This is a genomic window from Methylobacterium oryzisoli, from assembly GCF_046557895.1.
GTDB classification, from domain to species: Bacteria; Pseudomonadota; Alphaproteobacteria; order Rhizobiales; family Beijerinckiaceae; genus Methylobacterium; species Methylobacterium oryzisoli.
Window position 1 is genome coordinate 70,940 of sequence record NZ_JBKIBX010000024.1, and the last position, 19,338, is coordinate 90,277.

Genomic DNA, 19,338 nt, shown 5'->3' on the forward strand with positions numbered 1-19,338 from the left:
GGACGGTCCGGGCCGCGGCGGCGCATGGCCGCTGGACGTCTCGCCCGCATCCACCGCCCTCGGCCGTGCGATCACGGCCGCCGCGCGCCTCAGCCGCGACGGTTTCGGCGCAGGTGGTCGACCAGGGCGCGCAGCTTGAGCGGCAGGTTCCGCCGGTCCGGGAAGTAGAGGTAGAAGCCGGCGAAGGGCGGGCTGAACGCCTCCAGCATCGAGACCAGTTCGCCGCGCGCGAGGTAGGACCGGAAGGTTTCTTCCATCCCGAAGGTGAGGCCGGCGCCCGCGCAGGCCATCCGGATCATCAGCCCCATGTCGTTCGTCGTCATGGTGGGGTTCACCGCCACGTCGAAGTCGCGCCCGTTCTCCGCGAACTCCCAGCGGTACGGCGCCGCCCGCGGGTGCGGCCGCCAGCCGATGCAGGTATGGCCGGGCAGATCGCGGGGGTGCCGGGGCGTGCCGCGCCGCGCGACGTAGGCGGGCGAGCCCACCACGAGCTGGCGCTGATCGCCCGAGACCGGCACCGCGATCATGTCCTGCTCGATCACCTCACCCAGCCGCACGCCCGCGTCGTAGCCCTCGGCCACGATGTCGAACTCGTCGTCGCTGATCGTCACGTCGAGCCCGACCTCCGGATGGGCGGCGAGGAACGACGCCAGGATCGGCCCCGACAGGAAGCTCTCGGCGATCGACGAGACGGTGAGCCGCAGCAATCCGCTCGGGCGCTCGCGCAGCTCGCCCGCCGCGTCGAGCGCCGAGGCGACGTCGGCGATGGCCGGCCCGACCGCTTGGTGCAGGCGCTCGCCGGCCTCGGTCAGGCGAACACTGCGCGTGGTGCGCTGCACGAGCGCCACCCCCATCCGGTTCTCCAGCCTGCGGATGGATTGGCTGACGGCCGAGCGGCTGACGCCCAGCCGCTGGGCCGCCGCCCGGAAGCTCAGCGTCTCGGCCAGGGTCGCGAAGACCGCCACGGCGTTCAGGTCGGTGCTCATTGGTGACGAAAACTTACCAGCGCGGTCAGCGTTGCGCCAGTTCAGCCGACCAATCGCCTCGTCTAGATCAGCGAGCGAGAAGGAGGCCCGGCCGCGGGCGGACGGCTCGGCAGCCATCCGCCGGCCGAGTCCGGGTCGCGCCCTTCGGGCCATTGAGGAGATCGATGATGAGATCGCGTCTTCGTCCAGCAGCCTCGGCCGTGCTCGCCGTCGCGCTCGCCCTCGGGACGGCGCCCGGCGCGCGGGCCGGCGAGCCGGCGGATCGCACCGAGCGCAACAAGCGGATCGTCGCCGAGGCGTTCGACCGCTGGGCCGCCGGCGGCACGACCTTTTTCACGGACGTGCTCTCGCCCGACGTGGTCTGGGTGATCGAGGGGTCCGGCCCGAGCGCCGGCACCTTCCGGGGCCGCGACACCCTCCTCGACCTCGTGCGCCCGTTCGCCGCCCGGCTGTCGCAGCCCATCCGCCCGACGATGAGGCGGGTCTGGGGCGACGGCGACCACGTGATCGTTCACTGGCAGGGCGAAGGGGTGGCGCGGGACAGCCTGCCCTACCGCAACCGCTACGCCTGGATCCTGCGGATGCAGGACGGGAAGGCCGTGGAGGTCAACGCCTTCCTGGATCTCGCCGCCTTCGACGACGTGCTGCGCCGCGTCCCCGATCCGGCGCGCGTCGGAGAATCCCGATGAGCGGCGCCGCGCCCGGTCGTCCCCTCACGAAGGATCGCATCCGATGCTCGCCCTCGATCAGTACCGGCCGCTCGGCCGCTCGGGCCTGCGGGTCTCGCCCCTGTCGCTCGGCACCATGACCTTCGGCTCCGACTGGGGCTGGGGCGCCGATGCCGACGAAGCCCGGCGCATCTTCGACCTCTACGTCGACCGCGGCGGCAACCTGATCGATACGGCCGTCAACTACACCGACGGCACCGCCGAGCGCATGGTCGGGGCCTTCGTCAAGGGGCGTCGCGAGCGGATCGTGCTGGCGACGAAGTTCACGATGGCGCGCGATCCGGGCAATCCGAATTCCGGCGGCAACCATCGCCTGAACCTCGTGCGCTCCGTCGAGCAGAGCCTGCGCCAGCTCGACACCGACCGGATCGACCTCCTCTACCTCCACGGCTGGGACGGCACGACCGCGCCCGAGGAGGTGATGCGCGGCCTCGACGACCTCGTTCGGCAGGGCAAGGTGGTCTATCTCGGCATCTGCAACACGCCGGCATGGCGCGTGGCGCAGATGCAGACGCTCGCCGAGTGGCGGGGCTGGGCGCCGCTCGTGGCGCTCCAGATCGAGTACAGCCTCGTCCAGCGCACGGTGGAGCACGAACTCCTGCCGATGGCGCGGGCGATGGGCCTCGGCGTCCTGCCCTGGTCGCCGCTCGGCGGCGGCGTGCTGTCGGGCAAGTACGGCCGGGCCGACGTGGCCCACAGCGACGGGCCGGAGGTCGCGGCCTCGCGCAAGGGCGTGATCGCCGCGACCGGCCACATGACCGAGGCCGCCCTCGCGCTCGCCGAAATCGTGCGCGGGGTGGCGGCGGAGTGCGGCGCGACCCCGGCCCAGGTGGCGCTCGCCTGGACCCTCCTCCATCCGGCCGTCGCCGCGCCCATCGTCGGTGCGCGCACGCTCGCCCAGGCGGAGGAGAATCTCGGCGCGCTCGACGTGGCGCTGTCGCCGGACCAGCGGGCGCGCCTCGACGCGGCGAGCGCGCCGAATCCGATCTTTCCGGCCGCGTTCCTCGACCGCCCGATGGTCCGGCAGCTCATCTTCGGCGGGGCGCGGGTCGCCGGGGCCGCGTAGGGGCGGCCGGGCGGCTGAGGCGTGCCGGGCAGAGGCTTCTTGTGGTCCGGTTCCGACGCTTGGCACCCGCCACGAGGGGCCGCTTTCGACCCGTTGCGGACGTTCGAGGGACATGTCGCACCGAAGGGCGTAAGGTCTGCGGGATGAGATACCACCATCTTCGCAACGCGACGGCGCTCCTCACGATTGGCGGCAGGACCCTGCTGATCGACCCCTGGCTTTCGGACCGTGGAGCAGGTCCCAGTTTTGGGGGAACCGACCAGCGCAGCCCGATCGTGGATCTACCGCTACTGATCGCTTCCATCATCGATCAAGCTAACGGCGTCCTTCTCACGCACGTCCACGAGGACCACTTCGACGCCCGGGCTAAGGCCGATCTCCCGCGCTCTATGCCTATCCTCTGCACCGTCCCGTTGGTAGGGGAGCTAAGCCTTCTCGGTTTCACCTCGATCGTCGCCGTTGACCCTGGATCAGACTGGGAGGGCATCACGATCACGCCCGTCATGGCGCAGCATGGGCCGCCCCATGTGCTCTACCGGATGGGCCACGTCGTCGGGTACGTCTTGAGCGCCAAGAACGAGCCTACGGTCTATCTCGCGGCCGACACGATCCTCACCGACACCGTGCGGGCGGTCATCAGCAGCCATCGGCCTGACGTGATCATCGTCAACGCCGGGGGAGCTTTCTCACGCGGGAAAGACGGCCCGATCATCATGGACGCGGCTCAGGTCGCGGAAACCTTGGCGCTCGCGCCGTCGGCGACGGTCATCGCGGTGCATCTTGAGGCGACCGATCACGGCCGTGTCACGCGTTCGTCCCTGCGGGACTACATCGAGGCCGCTGATGCGTCAGCGTCACGTCGCCTGCTCATTCCTGCCGACGGAGAGGCCGTGTCGCTTCGGCGCACAAGCTGAGCTGACAGCGATGCGGATGGCTCACCGCAACGACCGCTTCCCACCCTTAGCGGACTGCTAGGAAGGGCGTGTGAAGATGCCGCTGACCATTCAGTCCTAGAGCCAGCCATGCGTCTTGCGATCAGCTACATAGCCACGTTCTGCTTGATTGCAGTTTTTATTGTCTTCTTTTACCAATGGATGCAGCAACCTTCCAGCGCATTATTAAAATCTCGCGACGAAGTTGCTGCTGAAATCGAGCTTGGCTGGCGAGGTGCTAAAGAAATTCCGTTTGATATAAGAGCAGGGATTCAGATTGCCCGTCAAGAAGCAAATCAAGCATGGTCCACCTTGAGTTTTGTTTGTGACGGGGCTGGTGTGTTCCATCTTATCCTGCGCACCCGCCTTCCCGTTCCGGATGACTTCCGCGGTAAACTCAGCACTACCTACAGCCCTGCCTCGCTGTTCGTCGGGGGGATTGAGCGTCAGCTTCGGATCTCCGCCCGTATTACTGCCGAGGCGCGAAAGGCGTTCAGTCCGCGTGGAGACGAAACTCGTAGCTCCAGTCTTCTGGATACAATCGTGACTGCGCCGCTCTCGATCAATGAGATCACGGCTCTTGAGGATTGGTTTGGTCGCGCGCCGCCAACGAAAGTCTCGTTCATAGGTGTGGAGGAGACAGGGGTGTTCATGGTGGGAACGCGCACTGGTCAGGCAATTCGTGAGTTTCGCAATGACTGTCCTAGCTCCCGCGGCTGAGGCCCATTTTAGAAGCGAAGCCCCTCGTTAAGTTTCGTGTGCGAATGTCCGCTTCCCACCCGTTGCCGCCATCGCGAGCGGCCCCCAAGGGTCAGATCTGAACCACTACGCAGAAGCCTGCGCGCGGGTCTCCGCCTCCAGGGCCGCGGCCAGGTCCTCGATCGTGAAGGGCTTGCGCAGGACGGTCTCGCCCGGGGCGGGCATCGGCCCTCCCTCGCCCTCCCGGCTGTGGCCGGTGGCGAAGATCACCTTGAGGTCCGGCCGGCGCCGCCGCGCCTCGGCCGCCAGCGCCGGCCCGTCGAGACCCGGCATCACCACGTCGGTGAACAGCACTGCGACGTCCCGGTCGGTGTCCAGGCAGGCGAGCGCCGCCTGCCCGTCCGCCGCCGTCAGCGTCCGGTAGCCGAGTTCGCCGATCGTCTCGGCGCTGGCGCTGCGCACCAGGGCGTCGTCCTCCACCACCAGCACGGTGCGCCGGCCGCGCTCGGGGACCTGGGCCGGGAGCCGGCCCCGGCCGGTCGCCTCCACGGGCGCGTCGCCCTCGTGGATCGGCAGCACCAGCACCACCGCGGTCCCGAGACCGGGCGCGCTGTCGATGCGGACGGAGCCGCCCGACTGGGTGACGAAGCCGTAGACCTGGCTGAGGCCGAGCCCCGTGCCCCGTCCCTGCGGCTTGGTGGTGAAGAACGGCTCGAAGGCCCGCGCCACCACCTCGGGCGGCATGCCGGTGCCGGTGTCGCGCACCGTGATCGCCACCGCCGCGCGCCCGCCCTCCAGCGTGTCGCGGGCGGTCTCGATGGTCAGCCGCCCGCCCCCGGTCATGGCGTCGCGGGCGTTCACCGCGAGGTTGAGGATCGCGTTCTCGAGCTGGTTCTGATCCACGAAGATCGCCGGCGCCTGGGGGGCGAAGCGGGTCTCGACCACCACCGTCTCGCCGAGCGTGCGCCGCAGCAGGTCCACCATCCCGGCGATGAGCCCGTTCGGATCGGTCGGGCGCGGCTCCAGCGGCTGCTGGCGCGCGAAGGCGAGCAGGCGGTGGGTGAGCTTGGCGGCGCGGTCCGCCCCGTCGAGGGCGCCGTCGATGAAGCGGCCGACCTCCGTGTCGCCCCGCGCGAGGCGGCGCTGCAGCACTTCGAGCGAGCCGGTGATCACCGCGAGCAGGTTGTTGAAGTCGTGGGCGATGCCGCCGGTGAGCTGGCCCACCGCCTCCATCTTCTGCGCCTGCCGCAGCTGGCCCTCCGCGGCGATGCGCTGCGCGCTCTCGCGCCGCAGGTCGGCGAGCGCCGCCTCCTCGGCCCGCGCCCGGCGCAGCGCCAGCCACGCCATCAGCACGAGGGTGAGCGCCGAGACGGTGGCGACCGCGCCGTAGAGCTTCAGGTTCTCGTACCACTGCGCCTCGGCGACCGCGGTGAGCGTCGAGAAGGCGACCTGCACCGGGTACTCGCCGACCCGCCGCCACGCGTAGCGCTCCTCGGAGCCGCCCGGCGGCGTCCCCACCGCCGCCCCGCCCTGGGGGCGGCCATGGATCGCCCGCATCAGGGGATCGGCGGAGGCCAGCCGCGATTCGGCGTCCGCGGCGTCCGGCTCGCGCACCAGCACGGCGCCGTCCGCGCGCAGCAGCAGCGCCTCGTGGGCGGTCGGCGCCGCGATCTCGGCGTAGAAGCGGGCGAAGTAGGTGGTGCCGAGCGCGATCACGATGACGCCGTCGAAGCGCCCGTCCTCCGTCGAGCGCCGCCGGCTCACCGAGAAGATCCGCTCCCCGTTCTCCCCGTCCCGCACCGCCGGGCCGACATAGATGCCGATGTCGCGCGTCCGGTGGACCGCGAACACGTCCCGGCCGGTCAGGTCGCGGCCGAGGTCGCTCTCCCGGCTGCTCGCCCGCACCCGCCCCTCCGGGTCCACCACCCAGACGGCCACCGCCTGGGCGAGCGGCGCCTTCAGGGTGGCCAGGAACGCGGTGGTGCCGGGGCTGCCGATCTGCGACCACGAGCGGTCGAAGGCATAGTCGTCGACCCGGTCCATCGCCAATTCGGCCGTGTCGAACACCTTCGAGGCGTGCTCGTGCATCACCGCAGCGGTGCGGATCAGGGAGGAATCCGCCTCCCGCAGCACCTCGGCCCGGTTCCACAGCGCCGCCCCGAGCAGGACGGCGCACGGCACCAGGAAGGCCGCGGCGACGAGGAGTTGGTGCAGCCGCACCGTCGAGAGGTTCACGGATCTCCCTCACTGCGCGACGCAGGCCGACGCCGGGATCGAAGCAAAGCTTAACCGTTCGGGCAGATGAAGGCGAGTGACCAATTCACGCTGGGCGTGCATCCGGCCGCGTCAGGCGGGCTCGCCTCGCGGGTCTTCGGCCGCTATGGTGCCGCGGCCACGCTTGGGAGCGGCCACGCTTGGGATCAGCGCGCGGGATCAGCGGATGCCCCTGTTTCGTCTCCTCGTCATCCTCGGTCTCGTCGCCCTCGGCTGCGCGGGGTGCGGCCGGCGCGGGCCGCTCGAATCACCCGTCGCGGCATCCTCGCCCGCGCCTGCGCCGTCGCTCACGCCCTCGGTGGCGAACCCGATCTCCGGCCGGGCGGCGCTGCCGGGCACGATCGGGCTCGGCGACGGCGGGACGCAGCCCGAGGACCCGACCCTGCCCCGGACGCCGGACGTGACCGGCATCGCCCAGGCCCCCACCCAGTCCTCCCGCAGCCAGCGGCGCAACTACGTGATCCCGCGGGAGCCGTTTCCGCTCGATCCGCTGCTGTAGAAGCGCGGGCCGTGGTGTATGGCGGGGCGCGTCACCCCGCCTCCGCCCGAGACCGCGATGCACCACTTCACCTACCGCAACGGCACGCTCCACGCCGAGGAGGTCGACCTCGCGCGGCTGGCCGAGGAGGTCGGCACGCCGTTCTACTGCTACGCCTCCGCCACGCTGGAGCGGCATTACCGCGTCTTCACCGAGGCCTTCGCGGAGGACGACCCGCTGGTGTGCTACGCCGTCAAGGCGAACTCGAACCAGGCGGTGCTCGCCACCCTGGGGCGGCTCGGGGCCGGGATGGACATCGTCTCGGAGGGGGAGATGCGCCGGGCGCTGGCGGCGGGCGTGCCCGCCGACCGCATCGTGTTCTCGGGCGTCGCCAAGACCCGCGGCGAGATGGCGGCGGCGCTCGACGCCGGCATCCTCTGCTTCAACGTCGAGAGCGAGCCGGAGCTTCTGGCCCTCTCGGAGGTGGCCGAGGGCATGGGCCGCCGGGCGCCGGTCTCGATCCGGGTCAACCCGGACGTGGACGCGCGCACCCACGCCAAGATCTCCACCGGCAAGTCCGAGAACAAGTTCGGCATCCCGATCTCCCGTGCCCGCGAGGTCTATGCCCGGGCGGCCGGTCTGCCGGGCCTGTCGGTCACCGGCGTCGACATGCATATCGGCAGTCAGATCACCGACCTCGCCCCCTTCGACAACGCGGCGGCGCTGCTCGCCGAACTCGCCCGCGACCTGATGGCGGCGGGGCACCGGCTCCACCACATCGATTTCGGCGGCGGCCTCGGCATCCCCTACCGCGACGACAACGCGCCGCCCCCCGATCCGCGCGCCTTCGCGGCGGTGATCCGCCCGCACTTCAAGCCGCTCGGCCTCAGGCCGGTCTTCGAGATCGGCCGGCTGATCGCCGGCAATGCCGGCATCCTCGTCACCCGCGTGGTCTACCTGAAGCAGGGCGAGGGGCGCACCTTCGTGATCGTCGACGCGGGCATGAACGACCTGATCCGGCCGACCCTCTACGAGGCCTATCACGGCGTGCGACCGGTGGCGGAGCCCGCCCCGGACGCCGCGCGGATCACCGCCGACGTGGTCGGGCCGGTCTGCGAAAGCGGCGACTACCTCGCCCTCCAGCGCGAGATGAATGCGGTGGCGCCCGGCGATCTCCTGGCGGTGATGAGCGCGGGTGCCTACGGGGCGGTCCAGGCGGGCACCTACAACACGCGGCCCCTCGTGCCCGAGGTTCTGGTGCGGGGCGAGGCCCACGCCGTCGTGCGGCCGCGCCAGAGCTACGAGGCGCTGATCGGCCTCGACCGTATGCCCGCGTGGCTCTGAATGCAGTGATCGCTCAAATGCGACGCATTCCCGAAAGCGGGAGGCCAGGGGAGCGGGCGTAGACCTTGCGGCAACCGATGCCACGAGGCGACGCCCGATGACCAAGTCCTCCTCCCTCCGTGCCCGCGCCGAGGCCGCCGTCGCCCAGGCGCGCAGCCTCGCCCGCGAGAACCACGCGCTGCTGGCCGCCGCGCGGGCGAGCCTGCACGAGGCGGCCGAGCGTCCCCCGGCGCCGCCCCGCCAGCCTGAGCGGATTTGACCCGCTGGCCGGCCTGCCGGCTCGTGCTAGCCTCCCTCCTCGCCCGGCGAGCTGGTTCGGCGGGCGCGGCGCGAGCGGGAGCACGGCATGAGCGAGGCCGACGGGACCCCGACGGACCGGCGCGACCCCCGCGCGGGCCTCGACCGGCTGGTGGTCCGGGCCGGGCGCGTCGCCGCCTGGGAGCAGGCGTGGCCGGTGCTGTGGCGCGGCCTCGCGGTCGGGCTCGTCTTCCTCTGCGCCTCCTGGCTCGGCCTGTGGCTCGACCTCTCCCCGACTTGGCGCATGGCCGGGATCGGGCTCTTTGCGGCAGCCCTCCTTCTCGCCCTCGTCCCGCTCCTGCGCCTGCGGCGCCTCAGCCGGCCGCAGGCGCTGGCGCGCATCGACCGCGACGCGGGCCTGCGCCATGGCCCGGCCCGCACCCTTGAGGACACGCTGGCGCTCGGCCGGCAGGATCCGGGCACGCAGGCCCTGTGGGCGCTGCACCAGCGCCGGGCCGCGCAGCTGCTCGACCGCCTCACGGTCGCGGGTCCTCGCCCCGGCATGGCCCGGCGCGACCCCTACGCGCTGCGCGCCGCGCTCCTCCTCGCGGCGGTGGGCGGGGCCTTCGTGGCGGGCCCCGAGGCCGGGGAGCGGCTGCGCGCCGCCTTCGACTGGCGCGGGGCTCAGGCGGCGGCGCCCGCCTTCCGCATCGACGGCTGGATCGACCCGCCCCTCTACACCCGGCTGCCGCCCCTCATCGTCAATCTGGCGGAGGCCGACCAGCGCCTGCGCGCGCCCGTGAACGCCACGCTGGTGATCCGCATCGCCGGGGCGGCCGACGCCACGGTGACGCCCGGCAGCGGCCTGCGGCCCGCCCCCGCCGCCGCCCAGAAACCCGGGCTCCTGCTGCGCGAGGAGCGCTTCGTGCTCACCGGCGGCACCGCCGACCTGACGGTCCAGACCGGGCTTTCTCGCGCGCACCGCCTCACCGTCGAGACCATCCCCGACCGCCCGCCGGAAATCGCCTTCGCGGGGCCGCTCGAATCGAACGGGCGCGGCACCTTCACGGTCGCCTACCGGGCCAAGGACGATTACGGCATCGCCGGCGCCGAGGGCGTCGTCGAGGCGCAGGCGCGCACCCGTACGCTCGTGCCCCCGCCCCGCCTCGCGCTCAGCCTGCCCGCCGAGGCGCAGGGCAGCAACGACACCCGCACCCTCGTCGACCTCACCGACAATCCCTGGTCGGGCGCCCGCGTGATCCTGACCCTCGTCGCCCGCGACGAGGCCGGTCAGGAGGGGCGCAGCAACGCGCTCAGCGTGACGCTGCCGGGCCGGGTCTTCACCCAGCCGCTGGCCCGCTCGCTCGTGGAGGAGCGCCGCCGCCTCGTGCTCGATCCGGATGGCGGGCGTGCCCGGGTGCAGACCTCGCTCGACGCGCTGCTGATCGCGCCCCAGCGGTTCACGCCGCAATGGGGCGTCTTCCTCGGCCTCAAGGAGGCGTCGCGGCGCCTCGTGGCGGCCCGCAGCGACGAGGCGCTGATCGAGGTGGCCGATCTCCTGTGGGCGATCGCGCTGCAGATCGAGGAGGGCGATCTCTCGGACGCCGAAAAGGCGCTCCGCGCCGCGCAGGACCGTCTCAAAGAGGCGGTGGACCGCAACGCCTCCGAGGAGGAGATCCGCAAGCTCGCCGAGGATCTGCGCCAGGCGATGGACCGCTTCCTGAAGGAATTCGCCCAGCGCCAGCAGCAGAACCCGCCATCGGGCGAGCAGCGCCAGCAGCAGCAGGCGGACCGCACGGTGACGCCCGACGACCTCGACCGCATGCTCAAGCAGATGCAGGAGGCGATGAAGCGCGGCGACGTGGCGGAGGCGCAGCGCCTCCTCGACCAGCTGCGCGGCATCCTCGAGAACCTGCAGATGGCCCAGCCCGGCTCCCGCATGTCGGATCCCGCTGCGCGCGAGATGAACCGCCAGATGCAGGAACTGGAAAACATGGCGCGCGAGCAGCAGGGCCTGCGCGACGAGACCTTCCGGCAGGGCCAGGAGCGCCGCTTCGGCGATCGCGGCCAGCCGCAGCAGCGGCAGCCCGGCGAGCGGCAGCAGCAGGGGCAGCGCGGCCGCCAGCCGGGGCAGCAGGGCCAGGGCGAGCCCGGCCAGCAGGGCGAGCGGCAGCAGGGCCAGCGCGGGCAGCAGGGCCAGGGCCTCGGCGACCGCCAGCAGGCCCTGCGCCAGCGGCTGGAGGAGCTCCAGCGGCGCATGAAGGAGCTCGGCCTGCAGGGCGAGCAGGGCCTCGCCGATGCCGAGCAGGCCATGCGCGAGGCCGAGCAGGCCCTCGGCCAGGGCCAGGACGGCAGCGCCGTCGACGCGCAGGGCCGCGCGCTCGAAGGCTTGCAGCGCGGCACGCAGGGCATGGCCCAGCAGATGCAGCAGATGGGCCAGGAGGGCGAGGGCGAGCAGGCCGGCGAGGGCCAGCAGCAGGGCCAGGGGCAGCCCGGCCAGCCGGGCCGCCAGGGCGCGCGCGACAACGACCCGCTCGGCCGCCCGACCCGCAGCCGCGACTACTCGGACGGCCGCGTGCGCGTCCCCACCGCCGAGGAATCCGGCGTCGAGCGCGCCCGCCGCATCCTGGAAGAACTGCGCCGCAAGCTCGGCGACCCGAACCGCGCCCGCGAAGAGCTCGACTACTTCGAGCGCCTGCTGCGGCGGAACTGAGGGGATCCGTGGTGCCGCCTGCCTGAGTCACGCCGCCGTCTCGCCGCGTGATGCGCGGGATCCGCGATCCCGCATCCCCGCCGCGCCCCTCCCCCGCCCGGGAGGCCGCGCGGTCGCACGCCGTCCCGAAGCGATCCAACCGTCACGAGTCATTCTCCCATGTCGGGCAATACCCTCGTCCTCATCGCCTGTGTGGCGGTGGCCGTCGTCCTGCTGCTGGGCCTCGTCAACATGCTGCGCGGAGGCAGCGCCAACCTCTCCCAGCGCCTGATGCGCCTGCGCGTGCTGCTCCAGTTCGTCGCCATCGTGGTGATCATGGGCGTGCTCTGGTGGCGGGGCGGATGAGGACCCGCAGCCTCGCGGGGCGGATGAGGCCGCGGGCGGCGAGCGCGTAGTCCTCCTCGGGTTGAGCCCGGCGGCGGACCGGGACAGGTATCGGACGCGTGCCTTCGCGCGGAGCCCGATCCGATGCCCGTCGCCCCCACCCCGCCCTCCGCCCGCATTCCCGGCCTCGACGGCCTGCGCGCGTTCAGCATCCTCCTGGTGATGGCCTCGCATTCGGGGCTGCACGCGGTGGTGCCGGGTGTGTTCGGCGTCACGGTGTTCTTCTTCGTCAGCGGCTTCCTCATCACGACCCTGCTGGTCGAGGAGCACGCGGGGACCGGCCGCATCGCGATCGGCCCGTTCTACGCCCGGCGGATGCTGCGGCTCTATCCGCCGCTCGTGGTCTTCATCGCCGTCACGGGAGCGGCCTGGGTCGCGCTCGGCCACCGGCTCGACCCGCTCGGCGTCCTCGGCGCGCTCGCCTACCTGGCGAACTACCTCGCCCTGTTCCAGCGCCAGATGATGGAGGGGCTGGGCGGGCAGCTCTGGTCGCTCGCGGTCGAGGAGCATTTCTACCTCGTCTACCCGCTGCTGCTGGCGCTGCTGCTCGCCCGCCGTTGGCCCGTCGTGCCGGTGCTGCTGGGGCTCTGCGCGGTCTCGCTCGGCGTGCGCGTCTACGTCACGCTCGCGCATCCCGGCATCGCCGCCGACTACGTCGGCAAGGCCACCGAGTGCCGGATCGACGCGATCCTGTTCGGGGCCGTGACCGCGCTCGCCCTGCGCGGCCCGGCGGGCGCCCGCTTCCTCGCGGCCGCGACCCGGCCGGCGGTCGTCGGCGCGGCGCTGGTCGCGATCCTGGCGAGCTTCGCCGTGCGCGACGAGGTCTTCCGCAACACCCTGCGCTACACGCTCCAGCAGGCGGCGCTGGTGCCGCTGGTGCTCGCCGTCGCGGTCGCGCCGGGCTGGACGCGCACGCGCGCCCTGTTCGACAGCCCGCCCGCCCGCTGGATCGGCCGGCTCAGCTACTCGCTCTACCTCTGGCACCTCGCCGGGCTCGCCCTCGGCGAGGCGCTGGTGCCGGGCGCGGGCTGGCGCTTCGCCCTCGCGATGGCGCTGGGCTGGGGGCTCGCCTTCGCGCTGGCCGACCTGTCCTACCGCTTCGTCGAGCGCCCGTTCTTCGCGTGGCGCGGGCGGTTCGGCTCGCACGTGGCGCAGCAGGAGGCGGCGCCGGCCGCGCGGGCCGCGCCCGAGGCCGGTCTCGCGACCGCGCCCGTCCACCCGTGAGCGCAGGGCCAGGCTTCCACGGGGCGGAGTGCGTGGGCCCGGCCGGGCGTTGCGGCGCCACGCCGGAGGCGTGAGAGGCTCAGCGCCATGATCCTCCGGCTCCTCCTCGCGCTCGTCCTCCTCGCCGCCGCGTGGTCCGCCGCGGCGGAGCCGGCCGCGGCCGGNTTCCACGGGGCGGAGTGCGTGGGCCCGGCCGGGCGTTGCGGCGCCACGCCGGAGGCGTGAGAGGCTCAGCGCCATGATCCTCCGGCTCCTCCTCGCGCTCGTCCTCCTCGCCGCCGCGTGGTCCGGCGCGGCGGAGCCGGCCGCGGCCGGCGCGACGCCGCAGGCCGTCTTCCGCCGCGGCGTGGGCGTGCATTCCATGCTCAACTGGGCGCAGGTCGAGCCGGCCGACCGCACGCGCTACCGCAGCGCCCCCTTCGACGCGCCGGCCTACGACCTGCCCGACGCGCTGATCGCCAACGTGCGGGCGGCGGGGTTCGACTTCGTGCGGCTCACGGTGGATCCGGGCCCGTTCCTGCAGCTCTCCGGCGCCCCGCGGGAGGCGCTGGACGCCAAGCTCCTCGGTACGGTGCGGCGCTTCCTCGCCGCCGGGCTCGCCGTGATGGTGAACCTGCACGCCAACTCGCAGGTGCCGCGCTACGATTCGGTCAACTGGCTGCACGCGGCCGACAGCCCGGTCTTCCGCGACTACCTCGCCTTGGTCGAGCGCACCGCGCGGCTGCTCGCGGGCCTGAACAGCCCGGCGGTGGCGTTCGAGCCGATCAACGAGCCGCCCTACGGCTACGATGCGGCGAGCGTGAAGCGCTGGCAGGCGATGGCCGAGATGCTGCACGCCGCCGTGCGGCGCGGCGCCCCGGACATGCTCGTGGTCCTCACCGGCGCGCGGGGCGGCAACCGCCACGGTCTCCTCGCCCTCGATCCCACCCCCTTCCGCGGCAGCCGGGTGCGCTACTCGTTCCACTACTACGAGCCCTACGCCTTCACCCATCAGGGCGTGGTCTCGAACCAGCCCAACGCCGTGCACTGGCGCTACGTCTCCGACTTTCCCTATCCCACGGCGAGCGTGCCCGCCGCCTTCGTGCTCGACACCGTGAAGGCCAACGTCGAGGCCGAGCCGGGCCTCGACCCAATGACCCGGCGCCGCACCGTCGCGGCGGCGCGCAGCCGGACCGCGGCGGCCCTGGCCGAGGGATTCGACCGCCGGCAGATCGACGCCGCCTTCGACGAGGTCGCCGCCTGGGCGGCGCGCCACGGGGTCGACCGCACGCAGATCTTCCTCGGCGAGTTCGGGGTCTGCCGCACCTACGGGCGCTACCGCGCCTCCGATCCGATCTCCTACGAGGCGTGGCTGCGCGACGTGCACGAGGCCGCGGAGGCGCGGGGCTTCACGTGGTCGGTCTGGGCGCTCACCGGCTACGGCGGCATGGCGTTGGTGAGCGAGGACGGCGCCAGCACCCTCGACGGCGCCAGCCTGCGGGCGCTCGGCCTGCACGGCCCCTGAGCCGCGATTGCCTCACCGGCGGATCCGCACTATCGGGGGTCGAAGCCCCGCTGCCGAAGGCCTGCCGATGAAAGCGCGCGTCACCGTCACCCTGAAGACCGGAGTCCTCGATCCGCAGGGCAAGGCCATCGAGGGGGCGCTGCGCTCCCTCGGCATCGAGGGCATCGCCAGCGTCCGCCAGGGCAAGTTCTTCGAGGTCGAGGTCGAGGGCGCCGACCCCGCCGCCGCGGAGGCCACCGTGAAGGCCGCTTGCGACCGGCTGCTCGCCAACACGGTGGTGGAGAACTACCGGGTCGAGATCGCCCGATGAAGGCCGCCATCATCGTCTTCCCGGGCTCGAACCGCGAGGCGGACGTCATCCGGGCGCTCACCCTGTCGGGCGCCGAGGCGGTGCGGGTCTGGCACGCCGAGACCGACCTGCCCGCCGGCACGGACCTTGCGGTGCTGCCCGGGGGCTTCTCGTACGGCGATTACCTGCGCTGCGGCGCCATCGCGGGCCGGGCCAATGCGATGGATGCGGTCCGGGCGCACGCGGCCCGCGGCGGGCTGGTGCTCGGCATCTGCAACGGCTTCCAGATCCTGTGCGAATCGGGGCTGCTGCCCGGCGTGCTGATGCGCAACGTCAACCGCCGCTTCATCTGCCACCGCCAGACCCTGCGGGTGGAGCGCGCCGACACCGCCTTCACGCGCGCCTACCGCCAGGGACAGGTGATCGACGTCTGCGTGGCCCACGGCGAGGGCAACTACTACGCCGATCCCGAGACCGTCGCGCGGATCGAGGGCGAGGGCCGCGTCGCCTTCCGCTACTGCGATGCCGCCGGCAACCTCACCGAGACGGCGAACCGCAACGGCTCGCTCAATTCCATCGCCGGGATCTATTCCGAGACCCGCACCGTGCTGGGGCTGATGCCCCACCCGGAGAACTTCGTCGAGGATCTGGTCGGCGGGACGGACGGGCGCGGGCTGTTCGAGAGCTTGGCCAGGGCCGCCTGAGCATTCGCCGCACGCGAACCCTCCCCCCTTTGCGGCAGTGACGAGGAGGTCGCGGGAACCCCTCTCCCGCACGGGAGAAGGGGTCTCCCGTGCGGCCCGCGCTTCCACTACGGGAGAGGGTCGAGGCGTCGGCCTCAGTGGTTGTCGCGGGGCGGTCCCATGGTCTGCGCCACCTTCTGGAAGGCGTCGGCGCCGCGCAGGATCATGCCCTCGGAGAGCTGCTCCACCATCGCCCGCTGGATCGCCTGCCAGGGCGTCTGGCTCGCCGGGTAAGGGTAGCCGCCCCGCGCGCTCAGATCCTCGCGCCGGCGCGCCAGATCCTCGTCGGAGAGCAGGATGTCCGCCCGCCGCTTGTTGAGGTCGATGCGGATGCGGTCCCCGTTCTGCAGCAGCGCGAGACCGCCGCCGGCCGCCGCCTCGGGCGAGGCGTTGAGGATCGAGGGCGTGCCCGAGGTGCCCGACTGGCGCCCGTCGCCGATGCAGGGCAGCGAGAGCACGCCGCGCCGGATCAGGGCGCCGGGCGGCTGCATGTTCACCACCTCGGCCGCGCCCGGGTAGCCAATCGGCCCCGCCCCGCGCATGATCAGGATGGTGTTCTCGTCGATGTCGAGGGCGGGGTCGTCGATGCGGTGGTGGTAATCCTCCGGCCCGTCGAAGATCACCACCCGCCCCTCGAAGGCGTAGGGGTCGTTCGGGTTGGCGAGGTAGCGGTCGTAGAACTCGCGGCTGATCACGCTCGTCTTCATGATCGCCGAGTCGAACAGCGTGCCCTTGAGGTTGAGGAAGCCCGCCCGCTCGCGCAGGGGCTCGGCGTAGGGCTTGATCACCTCGCGGTCCCAGGTCCGCGCCTCGCGGCAATTCTCGCCGATGCTGCGCCCGTTGCAGGTCAGCGCGCCCTCGTGGAGCTTGCCCGCCTCGATCAGTTCGGCGAGCACCGCCGGGAGGCCGCCGGCGCGATAGTATTCCTCGCCCAGATAGGCCCCGGCCGGCTGCATGTTGACGAGGAGCGGCACGTCGTAGCCGACGCGCTCCCAGTCGTCGCAGGAGAGCGGCACGCCGATCAGCTTGGCGATGGCGTTGATGTGGATCGACGCGTTGGTCGAGCCGCCGATGGCGGTGTTGGCGACGATGGCGTTCTCGAATGCCTCGCGGGTGAGGATGTCGGAGGGCTTCAGGTCCTCCCAGACCATCTCGACGATGCGCTGGCCGGTGGCGTAGGCGGCCTGCCCGCGCTCGCGGTAGGGGGCGGGGATCGCCGCCGAGCCCGGCAGCGCCATGCCGAGCGCTTCGGCGAGCGCGTTCATGGTCGAGGCCGTGCCCATCGTGTTGCAATGGCCCGTCGAGGGGGCCGAGGAGGCCACGATGTCGAGGAACTGCTGGTAGTCGATGTCGCCCGCCGCGTGGCGCTCGCGCGCCTTCCAGACCACGGTGCCGGACCCCGTGCGCTCGCCGCGGCTCCAGCCGTTCAGCATCGGCCCGACATTGAGCGAGATCGCCGGGATGTTCACGGTCGCGGCGGCCATCAGGCAGGCCGGCATGGTCTTGTCGCAGCCGGTGAGCAGCACCACGCCGTCGAGGGGGTAGCCGTACAGCACCTCGACCAGCGACAGGTAGGCGAGGTTGCGGTCGAGCGCCGCGGTCGGACGCTTGCCGGTCTCCTGGATCGGATGGCAGGGGAACTCGAAGGCGACGCCGCCCGCCGCCGTGATGCCCTCGCGCACGCGCTTGGCCAGCTCCATGTGGTGGCGGTTGCAGGGCGAGAGGTCGGAGCCCGTCTGGGCGATGCCGATCAGGGGCTTGCCCCCCTGCAGCTCCGTCAGGGTCAGGCCGTAGTTCAGGTAGCGCTCGAGGTAGAGCGCGGTCATGCCCGGGTTGTCGGGGTTGTCGAACCACAGGCGCGACCGCAGGCGGCTCGGGTCGATCCGGGGGCGAGGCGTCGAGGCCATGCGGGCTTCCTTCCCTGTCGTCATTCCAAACCATTGCACACGGGCGCGGCGCGAAGGCAACAGCGTCGCTCCGTCGTTGGGCATCACCCGCGCGCGTCGTCGCAGGACCAAAGAATCTTGTCCACGGGTGTCCCCTCCCCGGCGCGAGGGTGCTATGAGGCCCGCGCAATTGTCCCCGGAAGGCCGTCCATGAGCGAGAAGACCACGAACCCGCTGATCCCGATCGCCATCGTCGTGTCGCTGCCCGTGCTGGTCTGCGTCATCCTGCTGCTGACGGATCAAGGCATCGAGCGGTCGCTGTTCTGGGCGGCGGTGAAGATCGGAATCCTCCTCACCGTGATCGGCGGCGCGCTCTCGTTCGTGGCGAGCCGACTCGCGGAGAAGACCGGGCGGTAAGGCCGCCGCGATGCTCACCCCCGTCCCCGCCTTCGCGCGCATCGGCGAGGAGAACGCCTTCGCGGTGCTCGCCCGGGCCACGGCCCTGGCGCAGGCCGGCCGCGACGTCATCAATCTCGGCATCGGCCAGCCCGACATGCCGACGCCGCCCCACGTGGTCGAGGCGGCGGTCAAGGCGCTGCGCGACGGCCATCACGGCTATACGCCGGCCACCGGCATCCTGCCGCTGCGCGAGGCGGTGGCGCGCGATATCCAGCGCCGCCTCGACGTCGGGGTCTCCCCCGAGAGCGTCATGATCGTGCCCGGCGGCAAGGTCACGATGTTCATGGCGATCCTGATGTTCGGCGAGCTGGGGGCGGAGATTCTTTACCCGGACCCGGGCTTCCCGATCTACCGCTCGATGATCGAGTTCACGGGCGCGACCCCGGTGCCGATCCCGATCCGCGAGCAGAACGGCTTCGCCTTCTCGGCCGAGGAGACGCTGGGGCTGATCACCCCGCGCACGCGCCTCGTGATCCTGAACTCGCCGGCCAACCCGACCGGCGGCGTGACGCCCAAGGCCGAGATCGACCGGCTGGTGGCGGGCCTCGCCGCGCACCCGCAGGTCGCGGTGCTGTCGGACGAGATCTACGGCACCATGACCTACGACGGCGAGCGCCACCACACGCTGCTCGCCTATCCGGAGATCCGCGACCGGCTGATCTACCTCGACGGCGCCTCGAAGACCTACGCGATGACCGGCTGGCGCCTCGGCTGGTCGGTCTGGCCGGCGCCCCTGTACGACGCGGCGCGCAAGCTCGCGGTGAACTCCTTCTCCTGCGTGAACGCCGCGACACAATGGGCCGGCATTGCCGCCCTCGACGGCCCGCAGGACGCCGTCGCCGCGATGATGGCCGAGTTCGACCGCCGCCGCCTGCTGGTGGTCGAAGGGCTCAATCGCCTGCCCGGCGTGTCCTGCATCACCCCGAGGGGCGCCTTCTACGCCTTCCCCAACATCGCCGGCACCGGCTGGAAGGCCAAGGCACTTGCCTCCGCGCTCTTGGAGGAGGCGGGCGTCGCCACCATCGGCGGCCCCGATTTCGGCGTGCACGGCGAAGGCTACCTGCGCCTCTCCTACGCCAATTCCGCCGAGAACATCGCCCGTGCGCTGGAGCGGATGGGCGCCTTCCTGGCGGACCGGCGGGCCTGAGGCGGGGCTCCCCTCGCCCAGCCAGGCGCCGAGGGCTTCACCTCCAACCCGCAGCATGAAGCGCGGACAGCACCCCCGCTTCCGTTTGGGCTTGCGGATTCACACTTCGGGTCGTGCACGTTCTCCTCTCCCCGCGTGCGGGGAGAGGGTCTGGGGATCGGAACGATCCCACCCCCCCCTTGTCGGGGGCGAGACGAGGCGGCGCATCGATCCCGCAGGGATCGACCCGAGGGTGAGGGGGCGGT

The 19,338-nt window shown here is 72.0% G+C and carries 18 protein-coding genes; 15 read left to right on the plus strand and 3 right to left on the minus strand.

The window, feature by feature from the left end:
- Positions 1-89: 89 nt before the first annotated feature.
- Positions 90-986 carry a LysR family transcriptional regulator gene (locus ACKUB9_RS21220; RefSeq protein ID WP_407526193.1) on the minus strand — a complete coding sequence of 299 codons (897 nt, stop codon included), beginning with the start codon at positions 984-986 and terminating at the stop codon, positions 90-92.
- Positions 987-1,153: 167 nt separating this feature from the next.
- Here ACKUB9_RS21220 and ACKUB9_RS21225 point away from each other — a divergent pair, with 167 nt between their 5' ends.
- The 4 genes from ACKUB9_RS21225 (at position 1,154) to ACKUB9_RS21240 (ending at position 4,432) form a co-directional block, all read left to right on the plus strand.
- A complete protein-coding gene (locus tag ACKUB9_RS21225) occupies positions 1,154-1,675 on the plus strand; it encodes a nuclear transport factor 2 family protein (protein WP_407526196.1) in 522 nt (173 codons plus the stop codon).
- Between the two features lie 43 nt (positions 1,676-1,718).
- On the plus strand, positions 1,719-2,780 hold the full coding sequence (locus ACKUB9_RS21230; RefSeq protein ID WP_407526198.1) for an aldo/keto reductase: 1,062 nt from the start codon (positions 1,719-1,721) through the stop codon (positions 2,778-2,780).
- A gap of 143 nt (positions 2,781-2,923) precedes the next feature.
- Entirely contained in the window at positions 2,924-3,694 is a 771-nt protein-coding gene (locus ACKUB9_RS21235; protein ID WP_407526201.1) for an MBL fold metallo-hydrolase, read from the plus strand.
- 108 nt (positions 3,695-3,802) lie between these two features.
- On the plus strand, positions 3,803-4,432 hold the full coding sequence (locus ACKUB9_RS21240; protein WP_407526204.1) for a hypothetical protein: 630 nt from the start codon (positions 3,803-3,805) through the stop codon (positions 4,430-4,432).
- A gap of 105 nt (positions 4,433-4,537) precedes the next feature.
- Here the strand turns inward: ACKUB9_RS21240 and ACKUB9_RS21245 are convergent, their stop codons facing one another.
- A complete protein-coding gene (locus tag ACKUB9_RS21245; RefSeq protein WP_407526206.1) occupies positions 4,538-6,646 on the minus strand; it encodes an ATP-binding protein in 2,109 nt (702 codons plus the stop codon).
- Between the two features lie 205 nt (positions 6,647-6,851).
- Here ACKUB9_RS21245 and ACKUB9_RS21250 point away from each other — a divergent pair, with 205 nt between their 5' ends.
- The 9 genes from ACKUB9_RS21250 to purQ all read left to right on the plus strand — a co-directional run bounded on the left by ACKUB9_RS21250 (position 6,852) and on the right by purQ (position 15,562).
- The gene (locus tag ACKUB9_RS21250) at positions 6,852-7,184 is read left to right on the plus strand and encodes a hypothetical protein (protein ID WP_407526209.1); all 333 of its coding nucleotides are present in this window, start codon (positions 6,852-6,854) and stop codon (positions 7,182-7,184) included.
- A gap of 57 nt (positions 7,185-7,241) precedes the next feature.
- Positions 7,242-8,507 carry a diaminopimelate decarboxylase gene (gene lysA / locus ACKUB9_RS21255; protein ID WP_407526212.1) on the plus strand — a complete coding sequence of 422 codons (1,266 nt, stop codon included), beginning with the start codon at positions 7,242-7,244 and terminating at the stop codon, positions 8,505-8,507.
- Between the two features lie 97 nt (positions 8,508-8,604).
- Positions 8,605-8,766: a hypothetical protein gene (locus ACKUB9_RS21260; RefSeq protein ID WP_407526215.1), complete on the plus strand. Its 162-nt coding sequence runs from the start codon at positions 8,605-8,607 to the stop codon at positions 8,764-8,766.
- A gap of 87 nt (positions 8,767-8,853) precedes the next feature.
- A complete protein-coding gene (locus ACKUB9_RS21265; RefSeq protein WP_407526218.1) occupies positions 8,854-11,457 on the plus strand; it encodes a TIGR02302 family protein in 2,604 nt (867 codons plus the stop codon).
- A gap of 159 nt (positions 11,458-11,616) precedes the next feature.
- Complete coding sequence (locus ACKUB9_RS21270) at positions 11,617-11,802, plus strand: twin transmembrane helix small protein (RefSeq protein ID WP_407526221.1); 186 nt, start codon at positions 11,617-11,619, stop codon at positions 11,800-11,802.
- A gap of 123 nt (positions 11,803-11,925) precedes the next feature.
- On the plus strand, positions 11,926-13,065 hold the full coding sequence (locus ACKUB9_RS21275; RefSeq protein ID WP_407526224.1) for an acyltransferase family protein: 1,140 nt from the start codon (positions 11,926-11,928) through the stop codon (positions 13,063-13,065).
- Between the two features lie 238 nt (positions 13,066-13,303).
- Complete coding sequence (locus ACKUB9_RS21280) at positions 13,304-14,569, plus strand: glycoside hydrolase family 5 protein (RefSeq protein ID WP_410825897.1); 1,266 nt, start codon at positions 13,304-13,306, stop codon at positions 14,567-14,569.
- A gap of 67 nt (positions 14,570-14,636) precedes the next feature.
- Positions 14,637-14,879: a phosphoribosylformylglycinamidine synthase subunit PurS gene (purS, locus tag ACKUB9_RS21285; RefSeq protein WP_238235120.1), complete on the plus strand. Its 243-nt coding sequence runs from the start codon at positions 14,637-14,639 to the stop codon at positions 14,877-14,879.
- Positions 14,876-15,562, plus strand: a complete 687-nt coding sequence (gene purQ, locus ACKUB9_RS21290) for a phosphoribosylformylglycinamidine synthase subunit PurQ (RefSeq protein WP_407526230.1) — start codon at positions 14,876-14,878, stop codon at positions 15,560-15,562. The genes purS and purQ overlap by 4 nt, the downstream gene beginning before the upstream one ends.
- A 134-nt stretch (positions 15,563-15,696) precedes the next feature.
- On the opposite strand, the gene ACKUB9_RS21295 is transcribed toward purQ, so the two are convergent.
- Positions 15,697-17,508, minus strand: a complete 1,812-nt coding sequence (locus ACKUB9_RS21295; RefSeq protein ID WP_410825899.1) for an IlvD/Edd family dehydratase — start codon at positions 17,506-17,508, stop codon at positions 15,697-15,699.
- A 189-nt stretch (positions 17,509-17,697) separates the two neighbouring features.
- On the opposite strand from ACKUB9_RS21295, the gene ACKUB9_RS21300 reads away from it, so the two are divergent.
- Together ACKUB9_RS21300 and ACKUB9_RS21305 are read left to right on the plus strand one after the other, a co-directional pair.
- Positions 17,698-17,904 (plus strand): hypothetical protein, encoded by a 207-nt coding sequence (locus tag ACKUB9_RS21300; RefSeq protein WP_407526236.1) that lies wholly within the window; start codon positions 17,698-17,700, stop codon positions 17,902-17,904.
- A gap of 10 nt (positions 17,905-17,914) precedes the next feature.
- Positions 17,915-19,093 carry a pyridoxal phosphate-dependent aminotransferase gene (locus ACKUB9_RS21305; RefSeq protein ID WP_407526239.1) on the plus strand — a complete coding sequence of 393 codons (1,179 nt, stop codon included), beginning with the start codon at positions 17,915-17,917 and terminating at the stop codon, positions 19,091-19,093.
- Positions 19,094-19,338 lie beyond the last annotated feature (245 nt).